Source organism: Dactylosporangium sp. NPDC049742 (genome assembly GCF_040674675.1).
In the GTDB taxonomy this organism is placed as follows: Bacteria; Actinomycetota; Actinomycetes; order Mycobacteriales; family Micromonosporaceae; genus Dactylosporangium; species Dactylosporangium maewongense.
In genome coordinates this window covers 187,499-201,166 of record NZ_JBFANF010000002.1, presented here as the reverse complement: position 1 = coordinate 201,166, position 13,668 = coordinate 187,499, and the positions used below count along the sequence as shown (strand labels likewise).

Annotated in this window: 11 protein-coding genes; 1 reads left to right on the top strand and 10 read right to left on the bottom strand. The window is 69.3% G+C overall.

The features are described from left to right. Nucleotides 1-4: 4 nt before the first annotated feature. From AB0J72_RS04390 to AB0J72_RS04345, 10 genes are all read right to left on the bottom strand, one after another. A complete protein-coding gene (locus AB0J72_RS04390) occupies nucleotides 5-1,276 on the bottom strand; it encodes a glycosyltransferase family 4 protein (protein WP_363394318.1) in 1,272 nt (423 codons plus the stop codon). Nucleotides 1,277-1,328: 52 nt separating this feature from the next. Next, on the bottom strand, nucleotides 1,329-2,195 hold the full coding sequence (locus AB0J72_RS04385; protein ID WP_363394316.1) for a sugar transferase: 867 nt from the start codon (nucleotides 2,193-2,195) through the stop codon (nucleotides 1,329-1,331). A gap of 57 nt (nucleotides 2,196-2,252) precedes the next feature. Continuing rightward, entirely contained in the window at nucleotides 2,253-3,386 is a 1,134-nt protein-coding gene (locus AB0J72_RS04380) for a DegT/DnrJ/EryC1/StrS family aminotransferase (protein ID WP_363394314.1), read from the bottom strand. A gap of 22 nt (nucleotides 3,387-3,408) precedes the next feature. Continuing rightward, nucleotides 3,409-4,416, bottom strand: coding sequence for a Gfo/Idh/MocA family oxidoreductase (locus tag AB0J72_RS04375; RefSeq protein ID WP_363394312.1), 1,008 nt, complete (start codon nucleotides 4,414-4,416; stop codon nucleotides 3,409-3,411). A gap of 418 nt (nucleotides 4,417-4,834) precedes the next feature. Further along, nucleotides 4,835-6,091 carry a hypothetical protein gene (locus AB0J72_RS04370; RefSeq protein WP_363394310.1) on the bottom strand — a complete coding sequence of 419 codons (1,257 nt, stop codon included), beginning with the start codon at nucleotides 6,089-6,091 and terminating at the stop codon, nucleotides 4,835-4,837. A 10-nt stretch (nucleotides 6,092-6,101) separates the two neighbouring features. Further along, a complete protein-coding gene (locus AB0J72_RS04365; RefSeq protein WP_363394308.1) occupies nucleotides 6,102-7,412 on the bottom strand; it encodes a glutamate-1-semialdehyde 2,1-aminomutase in 1,311 nt (436 codons plus the stop codon). Nucleotides 7,413-7,421: 9 nt separating this feature from the next. Next, entirely contained in the window at nucleotides 7,422-9,032 is a 1,611-nt protein-coding gene (locus AB0J72_RS04360; protein WP_363394306.1) for a lipopolysaccharide biosynthesis protein, read from the bottom strand. Between the two features lie 8 nt (nucleotides 9,033-9,040). Then, nucleotides 9,041-10,003, bottom strand: coding sequence for a glycosyltransferase (locus AB0J72_RS04355; RefSeq protein WP_363394304.1), 963 nt, complete (start codon nucleotides 10,001-10,003; stop codon nucleotides 9,041-9,043). Then, nucleotides 10,004-11,188 (bottom strand): methyltransferase domain-containing protein, encoded by a 1,185-nt coding sequence (locus AB0J72_RS04350; protein ID WP_363394302.1) that lies wholly within the window; start codon nucleotides 11,186-11,188, stop codon nucleotides 10,004-10,006. After that, on the bottom strand, nucleotides 11,185-12,213 hold the full coding sequence (locus AB0J72_RS04345) for an SDR family oxidoreductase (protein ID WP_363394300.1): 1,029 nt from the start codon (nucleotides 12,211-12,213) through the stop codon (nucleotides 11,185-11,187). The genes AB0J72_RS04350 and AB0J72_RS04345 overlap by 4 nt, the downstream gene beginning before the upstream one ends. Before the next feature lie 216 nt (nucleotides 12,214-12,429). Here AB0J72_RS04345 and AB0J72_RS04340 point away from each other — a divergent pair, with 216 nt between their 5' ends. Next, nucleotides 12,430-13,662 (top strand): class I SAM-dependent methyltransferase, encoded by a 1,233-nt coding sequence (locus tag AB0J72_RS04340; RefSeq protein ID WP_363394298.1) that lies wholly within the window; start codon nucleotides 12,430-12,432, stop codon nucleotides 13,660-13,662. The last annotated feature ends 6 nt before the right edge of the window (nucleotides 13,663-13,668 follow it).

The following is a 13,668-nucleotide window of genomic DNA, read 5'->3' as shown; positions in this document are numbered from 1 at the left end:
CTCATCACTGTCGTTGTTCTGCCTGACTGACGTCCGCTGGTGCGGCTTGCCGAACGATCGCCGATCCCGCTTTGTACCTCTCCCGGCGGGTGGACAGCAACTCATCCCATAGCCGGACATACGCCGCCGCCTGGTGTTCCCAGGCCAAGGTATTACGGAACCGTGCGAGCGCGACATTGCGCATCGACGCACGTGCCACCGGGTCGTCGAGCAGGCGGTGCAGGGCGACGGCGAACTCCTCTGGGGTGCCGTTCGGGACGTAGACACCGGCGTCGCCGGCGCTGCGCCGGGTCTCCCGCATGTCCACGCCGACGACGGGCAGGCCCCGGGCGAGGTATTCGACAGTCTTGGCCATTGTCGACACCTCGGCGTGCGCACTGCGAGGATCTGGCTGCAATCCGACGGAAGCGGTGCGCAGCAGCCGGTCGATCTCCTCGACGCCGAGCCAGCCGGTGAACTCCACGACGTCCTCGAGCTTGCGCTCGACCGTCAGCGCCTTGAGGCTCTCCAGGCACTCGCCGTCGCCGGCGACGACGAGGCGCCAGCCGAGCCGGCCGCGCAGGTCGACCAGGCGTTCGGCGGCGAGGATCGCGTTGTCGACGCCGTCCTGCGCGCCGAGCACGCCGAGGTAGACGATCGTGTGGTCGTCGACGTCGAGCGGTGCCGCCGCGACCGGCTTGACCTCGGCGCCCGACGGGCCGTTGCGGACCACGACGACCCGCGACGGGTCGCAGCCACCGCGGCTGATCGCGAGCTCCCGGTAGGACTCGTTGGTGGACACGACCGCCGAGGCGGCGCGCTGCGACCACTTCTCGAAGCGCAGCAGGATGCGGTCCAGCAGCGAGCCGGGCCGGCCGCCGCGGGCCTGGTACACCTCGGGGGAGAGGTCGTGGTGGTCGAACACCCACGGGCGGCCCAGCATCCGCATGAGCAGCGCGAGAGGGAAGAACACGTCCGGCGGGTTGCACACCTGCGCGGCGGCGGCCCGGTCGCGGATCACGGCGGCCATCAGGTGCCAGCCGATGCACACGAAGGACCAGGCGAACTCGATCGCGAAGGACACCGCGCCGCCGGACGACTCGTACATCTTGTACGAGCGGACCTTGGCGTCGACGGTACCGGGGACGCGGCTGATCTTGGAGACGCCGCGGGGGCAGATCACCGTCACCCGGTATCCGGCCGCTTCGAGGGCCTTCACCTCGCGGATGACCCGCCGGTCGCGCTCGACCGGCAGATTCGCCACCGCAATCACGACGTGGAGTCGCGGATCCTTCACCGAGCCACCCTGCCCTTGCGGCGAGCGAATCCCCCGCTACGCTCCGGAATACTCACCGTGCCACCGATCGGTTGAAGACCACTCCGACGGTCCGCCAGAGGATCGTGATGTCGTACCAGACCGACTTCTTCTCGACGTAGACGACGTCGAGCTCGAGGGCGGCCTTGAAGTCCAGGGTGCTGCGGCCGGACACCTGCCACAGGCCGGTCATGCCGGGCCGGGCCGCGAAGCGCCGCTCCGCCTCCGGCGGGAACAGGTCCGCCTCCCACGCCAGGACGGGGCGCGGGCCGACGAGCGACATCTCGCCGCGCACGACGTTCCACAGCTGGGGCAGCTCGTCGATGCTGGTGCGCCGCAGGAAGCCGCCGATGGGCGTGATCCGCGGGTCGTTGACCAGCTTGTAGACGCCCTGCTCGCCACCGTCGACGTCGTCTTCGGAGGTGAGCATCTTCTTGACGAACTCGCGGTGCTGCGCGTCGCTGTTCTTGTTGCTCATCGTGCGAAACTTGATGATCTTGAACGTGCTGCGGTGCAGGCCGAGCCGCTCCTGCCGGAACAGCATCGGGCCCTCGCTGGTCCACTTCACCGCGAGCGCGACGACGAGCAGCAGCGGCGACAGGGCGGCCAGGATGGCGAGCGCGACGAGGCCTTCGACGAGCTGCCGCAGGGAGCGCTTCGGGATGAGCGAGCGCCCCTCCCGGTGCCCCTGGATCAGGCCCCAGCCGCTGCCGACCTTGCGCAGCACCCGCTGCGGCATCGGGATCTCGACGGTCGCGTCGTCGGAGACGGACGGCTCGGCGAGAGCACCGGGCTGCGGCAGGGACGAGATCACGACGGTGGCGTCGTCGGTCTCGTCTTCTTGGGCGGAGACGGGCGGCGTGGTGTTCAGTGCGGCGTCGACGGCCTGTGGCGCGGTCAACGGCGACACCTCCTCACTGTGCGTTGGTGCGACAACGAACGAGCGAGCTGACGGAAATCAGAGCGCGGCGATCGCCTTGGCGAGGTGGTCCGCGACATAGGCGACCTCTTCGTCCCGCAGGTGGGGGAAGAAGGGAAGGGAGACGATCTCGGTGGCGGCCTGTTCGGCCGCCGGGAGGCTGACGGTCTGGTCGGTAGCGTAGGCGTGCTGGCGGTGACACGGAACCGGGTAATGCACCCCGGTGCCGATCCCGGCCTCGTCGAGCAGGCGGCGCACCTGCTCCCGGCCCGGGACCCGGGCGACGAGCAGGTGCCACGCGCTGTCCACGCCGGGCAGCGGTGCCACCATCGGGATTCCGTGGGCGGCGAGTGCCTCCCCGTAGACCGACGCGACGCGCCGGCGCTGAGCGGTGGCCGCGTCCAGATCGGCTAGCTTGCGGCGCAGGACTGTCGCCTGCAACGCGTCGAGCCGGCTGTTGCGCCCGATGTAGCGGTGTTCGTAGTGATCGGTGCCCTCGGACCGGCCGTGGTTGGCCAGCGACCGGATCCGCGAGGCGAGCTGTGCGTCGTCGGTCACGACCGCGCCGCCGTCTCCCCAGGCACCGAGGTTCTTGCCTGGGTAAAAACTAAAGGTTCCGGCGACACCGTAGGACCCGGCCCGCACCTTCTCACCCAGGCCGTCATGCTGCGCCGGAGCGTTCGCGCCGTGCGCCTGCGCGGAGTCCTCGAGCACCGCCAGGCCGTGCTTCGCCGCGAACGGCAGCACGTCCGCCGGCGGCACCATGTGCCCGTACAGGTGCACCGGGATCACCGCGGCGGTCCGCTCGGTCTTGCCGGCCTCCAGGGTGGCCGGCGTGACGAGCAGGCTCACCGGGTCGACGTCGACGAAGACGGGGGTGGCGCCGGTCGCCGCGACGGCCGAGGCGGTCGCGATGAACGTGTTGGCCGGCACCAGGACCTCGTCGCCGCCACCGATGCCGAGCGCCCGCAGGGTCAGCTCGATCGCGTCGGTGCCGTTGGCGACGCCCACGGCGTGCGTGGTGCGGCAGTAGGCCGCGAAGTCCTGCTCGAAGGCCTCGACGGCCGGCCCGCCGATGAAGCGGGAGTTGCCGGCCAGCGCCCGCACCTCCGCGACGACGTCCTCAACGATCGACGCGTGCGGCGTCGCGAGGTCATTGAACGGGATGCGCACGGGACGTGGTGTTCCTCTCGAGTCAGACGGTTGCGGGCTGGGAGATGTTGACGGTGCGGCCGGTGGCCATCGACTCGGCGGCGGCCTCCAGGACCTCCACCACGGCGAGCCCGCGCCGGCCGTCGACGGCGGGAGTCCGCCCGGTGATCGCCGACTGCACGAAGTCCTTGTCGACCTCGCCGAGCGGCTCGGTCATCGGGATGTGCGGCGAGGAGATGCCGCCGTAGCGGTACGACATCGGCACGGTGCCGTCCAGCGGGGCGCCCTGGACGCCCTTGTCGTAGATGCGCAGCCGGCCCTCGTCGAGCATGTCGTCGTAGACCGCCATGCGCTGGCTGCCGACGACCGTCACGCGTCGCACCTTCGACGGGTCGAGCCAGCTGACGTGGATGTTGGCGGTCGCGCCGATCGCGCCGTACTCCAGGCGCAGGTAGGCGACGTCCTCGAAGGGCGTGCCGGCGTGGCTGGTGCCCCACGCGCTGACCGCGGTCGGCGTGCTGCCCAGCACCATGTTGATGATCGAGATGTCGTGCGGCGCGAGGTCCCAGACGACGTTGACGTCGGGCTGGTAGAGCCCGAGGTTCAGCCGCGCGGTGTCGATGTAGTAGATCTTGCCGAGCTCCTCGGCGGCGACCATGTCGCGCAGGTGCTTGACCACCGCGTTGTGCTCGAACGTGTGCCCGGTGGCGAGGGTGAGGCCGGCCTCGTCGGCCATCGCGACGAGCTCGCGGGCCTCCGCGGTCGAGGCGGTCATCGGCTTCTCGACCATGACGTGCTTGCCGGCGGCGAGCAGCCGCTTCGCCAGGGGCGCGTGCGAACGCGGCGGCGTGGCGATGATCGCGGCGTCGATGAGGTCGATCACCTCGTCCAGGCTGGTGACGCAGAGCGCGCTCGGGTACATCCGGCGCAGCGGATCGATCCGCTCCGTCTGTGCGTCGATCGCGACGACCAGTGACACCTCGGGGAGTGACGACAGCACGCGCACGTGCTTCGCTCCCCAGTAACCACAGCCGATGACGCCAACCTTCATGACCGACCCTGCTCCCCAAGAAAATAGGTCGCGGCGCCCCCCACGGGCAGTCGCCTAGCGACACTGGCGGATAACGCGTCAGCGGGGCAAGTGGGCACTGGCAAACTCGCCGTGTCGCATTCTTTACATGCCGCTTTTAACGAAACATGAAATGCCGCTTAACTCGTTAAAATTAACAAAAAACATAATTTGCACATTCTGTACGAATGCGGCTAAACGGACAAGATTGATCTTCTGTTTCGCAGCTCAGCGTACATGTGGGCCGCAGAAGGTGAATCTCGTTCCGGGGTGTAGAGGGCTCCGTCGTTCCGCCAGGCAACCCTGCCCGAACGGTCGAGGAAATTCATGCTTTAACTCTGGAGTGGATCATAGTTCGCCTGATAATTGCTTGTCCGGCGATGGTCGCAATGCCAGAGGGTTATTTTCTGTCGACATAGTCACACGGCAGTGCAACATGCCACCCAGGTGCCGCGAGCGGAGTCACCTCAATACTCACCGTGGCCGACGGATCGGCGGCGCAGGCCGTCTCGGCGCCCCGCAGCCCCGTGTGCCAGGCCGGCCCGTCCGCCCGGGCGTTGTCCACCCGGAAGTTGACCGCGCAGACCACCAGCACCAGCGCCGCGAGAATCCGGACCCCGGTCACGTCGTTGAGCAGAGCGACGAGCGTGACAAGCACCAGCAGGGCCGGCGCCACGTTGTACCGCGGGGTGGCGATGCCGCTGAGCGCGACCGGCGCGAGGTAGACCAGCGCGCTGTGCACGCCCGCCGCGATCACCAGCGTCCACCGTGGACGGACGATCTTGCGCAGCCCCAGGACCAGCACGGCGCCGAGGATCAGCCACGCGAGCGCGGCGAAGATCAGGCTGCGGGTGCCGACCGTCTGGCCGACCCACCGCTCGCCGAACAGCGCCGTCGGCACCGCGCGGAGCACGAAGCCGGTCACCGCCCGCACCGGGTCCGGCGCCAGGCCCTCCCGCTCGCTCGCCCCGGTGAGCAGGCCGAGCACCTGCACGGCGAAGGGCACCACGAACGCCACGGCCTTCGCCACCGCGTACCGGTCCCGGTGGAACCACAGCACGAACGCGACGAGCGGCAGGTAGACGCCGGTCAGGATGTCGCTGCCGACGACGAGCACGATGCCCGCGCACGCCAGGACCTTCCCCGCGACCGAGGCGGGCCGGCACAGCAGGAACCAGAACAGGACGTAGAGACCGGTCCAGTGCAGGTTCGCCGGGGAGTTCAGCACGTCGCCCTGCGCCATCGGCAGCACCGCGACCGGCACCGACACCACCAGCCGGGCCACGGTCGAGGACAGGTACTCCCCGCTCAGGGCATACGCGGCGATCGCGAAGACCGTCGTGATCAGCGCCGCGCCGATCGCGAGCGCCGCGGCGGCCTGGGACGCCGGCAGCAGCGCCGCGACACCGGCGACGAGCCGGGCGACGAGGTGGTAGTAGCCGGCGTAGGACGTGGTGAACGCCCCGGCGCCGTCACGCGCCGCCTGGGTCAGGAAGATCTCGCCGTCCTCGGCCCAGATCGTGTCCAGCGCGCCCGGCCCGGGCTGCCGCAGTATCGAGGCCACCGTCCCGGCCACGAGGGCGCCGACGACCAGGGCGGCCTTCACCGGTGTACGGGTGCCGCGCCGGACCTGTTCCCGCTCGAGGACTGCGACCACGGTGGCTCCCCTAGACGTAAGGGCGGAAGACGGGCTTCACGGCACGACCGACCAGGTAGGCGTCGACGCCGTCGCTCAGGGCCTTCGCGTAGACCGCGAGGGCGCCGTCGACCGCCTCGATCGTGCGGTCGATGTCCGCGTCGGTGTGGGAGTAGCTGACGACGAACGACGGGGCGATCACGCCGCGGCGGACCAGCTCCTGCAGGAACAGCGTCCGGAACGCCTGCGAGCGCTCGCCGTCGCCGTCCTTGGTCACGTAGATGAGGTTGCTGTCGCGGCCGGCCACGCCCACGAAGTCCTGGACGCCGTGCGCCGCCGCGGCGGCCGTCACGCCCTCCGCCAGCCGCCGCCCCTGGCGGTGCAGGTGCTCGATGACCGGTTCGCGCTCGTACACGTCGAGGACGGCCATCGTCGCGGCGAGCGTGTGCGTGTCGGCACCGTAGGTGGTGGACAGCAGGAACACCCGCTCCCGGTCGGTGCGCAGCCCGCCGAGCTCCATGATGTCGGGCCGGCCGACGAGCGCGGCCACCGCGAAGCCGTTGCCGAGCGCCTTGCCGTAGCTGGTCAGGTCGGCCAGCACGCCGTGCACGTGGGAGGCGCCGCGCACGTGCCAGCGGAACCCGGTGATGATCTCGTCGAAGATCAGCACGATGCCGTGCCGGTCACACAGCGCCCGCAGGCCCTCGAGGAAGCCCGGCGCGGGCGGCTCGGTCGTCTCGACCTCCTGCACCAGGCAGGCGATCTTCCCGGGGTGCTCGGCGATCAGCGCCTCGACGCTTGCCAGGTCGTTGTAGCGGTACCGGACGGTCAGGTCACGGATCGCGCCGGGGATGCCGCCCGGCATGCCGGTCGTGCCGATGAACCAGTCGTCGGTGGAGAAGAACGGGTGGTCGGCGCAGATCGCGACGAGGTCCCGGCCGGTGAACGCGCGGGCGAGCTTCACCGCGGCGCTCGTCACGTCGGAGCCGTTCTTCGCGAACTTCACCATCCGGTCGGGCACACCGAGCGCGCCGCGCAGCCGCTCCGCGGCGGTCAGCTCGATCGTCGCCGGGCGGCTGAAGTTGAGCCCCTCCGCCATCTGCCGGGCCGCGGCCTCGACCACCGGCGCGTAGCCGTGGCCGAGCGTGACCGAGCGCAGGCCCATGCCGTACTCGACGAACTCGTTGCCGTCGGCGTCCCAGACGTGACAGCCGCCGCCCCGGACGATGAAGCCCGGCGCCTCCTCGGGGAACTGGTCGTCCCCCTTCGCATACGTGTGCGCGCCACCGGGGATCACCGCGTGGGCCAGGGGCCGCAGGCGGTTGGACTCGTCGAACAGCAAAACCCGCTCCTACTTCTTTCCGAGCTTCTTTCCGATCAATGGTTGAACCTTGCGCATGACCATCCCGCGGGTACGGGTGTCCAGCGCGAGCAGCAGACCGCCGGCGATGCCGGTGGCGAGCACGCCGTAGACCACGAGCTTCAGCACCCACGGCCCGCTGACCAGGCCGAACCGGTCGACGAGGAAGGGAATGAGGAAGCCCGCCGCGCCCGCGACGAACGCCGGCACCGTCGGGCCGAGGATCTGCCAGGTGCTGACCTTCAGCACCCGCACGAAGGTGATGTACATCATCAGGATCGTGATCGACAGCTCGACCGCCGACATGCCCAGCGCGATCGCGGCGACCTGCGCCCGGTCGTCGGTGGAGCCGTTGAGCCACTGCCCGATGAGGTAGAAGGTGCCGACCCCGACCGCCAGCTGGAACCAGGACAGCGCCGTGTTGATGCCGGGCCGCCCGACGGCCTGCAGGGCTGGGCCGAGCAGCACCCCGTACACGTTGACGATGCCGACGATGCACAGCAGCTGCATGCCGGTGCCGGCCGGCGACCACTCGGGGCCGAGCAGGGCGACCAGGGGCTTCGCGACGGCCGCGAGGATGCCCAGCGCGGGCAGCCCGGCGACGGCGGACACGTGCAGCATCTTGGCGAGCCGGTCACCGAGCTCGGCCGGCTTGCGCTGCAGGCGGGCCAGCTCCGGCAGCGACACCTGCTGCAGCGACCGGCTGGTCACCTCGGTCAGCATGTCGGGCAGGCGCTGCGCGATGCGGTACAGACCGACCGCGACCGGGCCGAAGAACTTGGCCAGGACCAGCAGGTCGATGCGGATGGCCAGGAAGACGCCGATGCCACCGAGCGCGGACTGGGCGGAGAACCCCCACAGGTCCTTGATCGCCTGCCGGGGCAGCCGCCAGCGGGGGCGCCAGTCGGTGACGGTCCACAGCACGACGGCGCCGACGCCGCCCACGACCAGCTGCTGCCCCACCAGCGCCCAGGCCTGGTAGCCGGCGAGCGCCATGGCGATGCCGACCACGCCGCCGATGAGGTTCGCGATCAGCGTCCGGATGGCCAGCGGCCGGAACGTCATCTTCCGCCGCATGATCGCCTCGGGGACCACGGTCAGCCCCTGCAGCAGGATCATGGGGGTCAGCGCCACGCAGATCATGGTGACCTCGGGCTGGTTGTTGAACGCCGCCCACAGCGGTGCCGCGCCGGCGGCCACCGCGGTCAGCACCACGCTGCCGATGATGACGAGCCAGAACCCGGCGTCCAGGTGGTCGCCCTCGAGCTTCTCGCGCTGGATGATCGTGGTGAGCAGCGTCTGCTGGAGCAGCATCTGCGTGATCATCACGAACAGCAGCGCGGTGCCCACGACGCCGAACGCGTGCGGTCCCAGCATGCCCGCCAGCACGAACGTGACGACGGTCGTGGTGCCCAGGCGGCCCGCGGTCAGCGCGTACGACCAGAAGATCGCGGACTTGAGGCGCTTGCGCGGCGCCTCCTCCTCCGGTGCGTCCAGCGTCGTCGTTGTCGCCGGTGGTGTCAGAGCGCTGATCTCGGCGGTACGGTCAAGATCGACGGTGCGGTCGAGCGGGTCGACGCTGCTGTCGACGCTCTGACTCATGCGGACTCCTAGGCCTGCGACTGCTGGTCAGACGACTGCTGCTGGGGCTGCTCCCAGACCGGCGGCGCGATCGGCGTGCGGGTGATCGAGCGGCGGATCCGGCCCAGCTTGGCCCGGCCGCGGCGGGTGCCCCACGAGGTCAGGAACGCCCCGGTGGCGGCCGCCCGCTCCGTCACCGGCAGCTCGTTGCTCATGAGCGCCTTCGTGATCTCCCAGGTCATCCTGGTGTGGTGGCTCTGGTCCGAGGCGGGCTTGCGCTTGCGGTTCTTGCCCTTCGCCGCGCCCGGCTCCAGCCACTCGAGCACCTCGTCGGTGTCGCGCTGCGCGCCGAACGTGTTGGTCGCGTGCATCCGGCGGTAGAACAGCCGCTGCGGCACCTGGATGAACTCGCCGCGCAGCGCCAGCTCGTGCAGCATCCGCACGTCGCTGGACAGGAACGGCCCGAGCAGCCGCGTCCTGCGCAGCACGTCGGTGCGGACCACGCCGAAGACCTCGTTGCAGAGGTTCCACTTCCGCGCGTACCAGCTGACCCGGCCCCGCGAGCGCAGGGTCTGGGTGTCCATGGCGTCGTCCCACGGGCCGATCTCGTTGCCGTCGCTGTCGATCAGCATCGTCTGCGGGAAGGCCAGGATCGCCTCGGGGTGCGCGTCGAGCGCCTCCACGCACCGGCTGATCAGCGTCGGCGCGGCGAGGTCGTCGTGCGCGGCGAGCCGGAACAGCTCGCCGCGGGCCAGCTGCACGACCCGCCGGAAGTTGCCGGCCTCGCCGAGGTTCTCCGGGTTGCGGTACACCCGGATCCGCTCGTCCTTGGCGGCGTAGCGCTCCAGGATCTCCCAGGTGCTGTCGGTGGACAGGTTGTCGCACACGACGATCTCGAAGTCCGGGTAGTCCTGCGCCAGCATCGACTCGATCGCCAGCGGCAGGTACTTCTCGACGTTGTACGTCGTCATCCCGATCGAAACTCTGGGCATCTAGGCCACCAGGATCTCTGCGGTGACGCCGAGGTCGGCGAGGGACTTGGCGATCTCGTCCTTGTACGCCGGGTTGGTGATCACGACGGCCTTCGGCTGCAGGGTCGTGAGGGTCGACGGCGGGTCGACCCGGTGCCCGGTGACCGGCAGGAAGCGGCCCCACTTGCGCGGGTTGAGGTCCACGACGCCGTGCAGGCCCAGCTCGCGGTCGGCGAGGGTCAGGAACTGCACGCCGCGGGAGCCCGCGCCCCACAGCACCGGCCGCGCGCCGTCGGCGTTGAGCTTCTCGATCGTGCTCCGCCAGCGCTCCCGCTCGGCGTGGTGCCGCTCGGCGAAGCCGGCGATCGCCGCGAGCTGCTTGTCGCGGGCCCGCATCGACGGCAGCTCGCCGGTGTGCGCGACGTGACCGCCGGCGCGGGGGCGGTTGGCCGACACCTCGATGTAGCGGAACATGCCCGAGAACAGCGTGCCCGTCGACTCGACCGTCCAGCCGGCCCGGCCGAAGATGCTCGCCAGGGAGTAGGCGTCGAAGTACGACACGTGCGGGTAGATGACCTCCCAGCCGGCGGTGGCGAGGTCGTACACCGCGTCGGGGACCTCGACGTAGCCGAAGACCTCGCGCCCCTTCGCCTGCTCCCGCAGGTCGACCAGGAACTCGAACGGGTCGTCGAGGTGCTCGAACCAGTGCCGCGAGGTGAAGAAGTCGTACTTCGGCAGGCCGGACCCGCGCGGGGCGAGCCCGCTGTGGAACGTGGTCAGGCCGTTGGTGCCGACCTCGCCCGCGTACATCGCGTCGTAGCCCACGCCGCTGGCGCCGCTGACGTGGGTGAGCTCCTTGAGGAACTCGCCCTGGCCGCAGCCGATGTCGAGCACGAGCTTGCCGCTGAGGTCGTACCGCTCGCTGAGGCTCTGCACCAGGTCCGCGGAGAACCGCTGGAACGCGGGGGAGAAGTGCAGGTTGGTGTCCATCGTCGTGTCGTAGACGAGCTTGTCCTGCTCGAACGCGACGTTGCGCACGTAGGCGCAGCGCGGGCAGTGCGCCAGCTCCATCCGGCCGACGGGGGACGCGACCGCGTCGCCGTGCGCCTCCCAGTGCACCCCGCACAGGACGGGGATGTCACCGAGGTCGGCGAACGGGACCAGCCGCTCCTCGCCGCAGGCGTCACAGATCCGGTCGCTGGTCATGCCGTCCACCGCAGGTCGTTGTCGAGCTTGCCGGCCTCCATCAGCGCCTTGATCCGCTTGATGCGCTGGTGGGTCTGGCTGCCGAACTGCTCGATCGTCAGGCCGTGCCGCTGGTACTGCTCGATCAGCTGCTCGACGCCCAGCTTGACCGTCCACCTCGGCTGGAACTCCGGGACCTCGGCGGCGATCAGGTCGCAGGTGACCCGGTAGTTGCGCAGGTCGGTGCCGGCGCCCTCGGCGAACGTCACCTCGCTGCCCGGCACCACCTCGGCGACGAGGTTGGCCACGTCGCGGATCAGGTAGTTCTCGCTGCTCTTGCCGATGTTGTACGCCTTGGCGTGGACGCGCTCGCGGTCGACCTCCAGCAGCGCCAGGAACGCGGCGGAGATGTCCTCGATGTGGACCAGCGGCCGCCACGCCTTGCCGTCCGACAGCAGCCGGACCTGCCCGGTGAGCAGCGCGTGCGCGGCGAGGTCGTTGACGACCAGGTCGCCGCGCAGGCGGGGGGAGAAGCCGTAGGCCGTGGAGTTGCGCAGGAACACCGGCGAGAAGTCGTCGTCGGCGAGCTCCAGCAGGCCCTGCTCCGAGAGGATCTTCGACTCGCCGTAGGGCGTCACGGGCTGGAAGCCGGCCGTCTCGTCCAGCGGGGTGTCGTCGGCGCCCTTGCCGTACAGCGAGCAGGACGACGAGAAGAGGAACCGCTGGACCCCGGCGGCCTTGGCGGCCTTCGCCAGGCGGATCGTCGAGCGGTGGTTGACGTCATACGTCAGGTCGGGGTTGAGGTTGCCCAGCGGGTCGTTGCACAGCGCGGCCAGGTGCATGACCGCGTCGAACCCGGTGACGTGCGACGGCTCGACGTCGCGGAGGTCGACGCGCAGCGTCTTGACCTCCTCCGGCGCCGGCCCGAGGACGCAGTCCGCGAACAGCCCGGTGTCGAGACCGACGACCTCGTGCCCGGCCTGCCGGAGTATCGGCACCAGCACACTGCCGATGTATCCGTCGTGACCGGTGACGAGTACGCGCATGGCAAAGCTCCCGAACGCTCGGCGGGTGGAAGGCGAGTCTAAGAGGGACCGAAAGTGCCCTCGGTGGTGTGTCGGACTTCTTACTCTGACGTTGAACAGCAGTGTTCCGTGACCGCTAGCTTCTTGGCTTGGATTCTGCCTTAGGCTGACGCGTCCACATCATGCTCCAGCCGTATAGGTGGGAGCCTAGCGCCAACGATTATTTTGGGGGGACGCATGCCCGTTGTCTCGTGCCGGCTCTGTGGTGCCGAGCTCACCGAGACCTTCGTCGACCTCGGTATGTCGCCACTGTGTGAGAGCTACGTGCCCGCAGAGAAGGTCGACGCACCGGAGACGTTCTACCCGCTGCACGTGCGCACCTGCTCTGAGTGTCTGTTGGTGCAGCTCCCGGCCTACGTGGCGGGTGAGGAGATCTTCTCCGACTACCTCTACTTCTCCTCCTATTCATCATCCTGGGTGGAGCATGCGCGGCAGTACTCCGTCGCTATGATCGAGAAGCTCAACCTAACGGCCGACAGCCTGGTCGCCGAAGTGGCCAGCAATGACGGGTACCTTCTGCAGCACTTTGTGGCCGCGGGTATTCCCGTGATCGGCGTTGAGCCAGCCGGAAATGTCGCCGCGGTCGCCCGCGAAAAGGGGATCCGGACAGAGGTGTGCTTTCTCGGGCCGGAAACCGGCGAATCGGTCGCGGCGCAGTACGGTCGTGCGGATCTAGTTGCCGCAAATAACGTCTATGCACATATTCCGGACATTATTGGTTTCAGTCAGGGACTCGCCAATTTGGTCAAACCGGACGGATTGGTCACGCTGGAGTTCCCGCACCTGCTGCGCCTGATCGAGCGCCGGCAGTTCGACACGATCTACCACGAGCACTACCAGTACCTGTCGCTGCTCACCGCGTCGCGGGCGCTCGCCAAGGGCGGCCTCACCGTCGTCGACGTGGAGGAGCTGTCGACCCACGGCGGGTCACTGCGCGTGCACGCACAGCGAAGTGAAACAGCGGGTGAACCTTCGGTGGCCGTCAAGGCCGTCCTCGACGCCGAGGCCGCGGCCGGTCTGCACACCTTCGAGGGGCACAAGGGCTTCGCCGGCGAGGTCTTCACCATCAAGCGCGACCTGCTCGACTTCCTCATGAAGGCGCGCGCCGAGGGCAAGCGGGTCGTCGGCTACGGCGCCCCGGGTAAGGGCAACACGCTGCTCAACCACTGTGGCATCCGCGAGGACCTGCTCGAGTACACGGTCGACCGGTCGCCGCACAAGCAGGGCATGTTCCTGCCGGGCACGCACATCCCGATCCACGCGCCGGAGCGCATCGCCGCGGACCGGCCCGACTACGTCCTGGTCCTGCCGTGGAACCTGCGCACCGAGATCAGCGCGCAGCTGTCGTACGTGCGCGACTGGGGCGGCAAGCTGGTCTACCCGATCCCGGCTCTCGACGTCGAGGAGTAGTTTGTC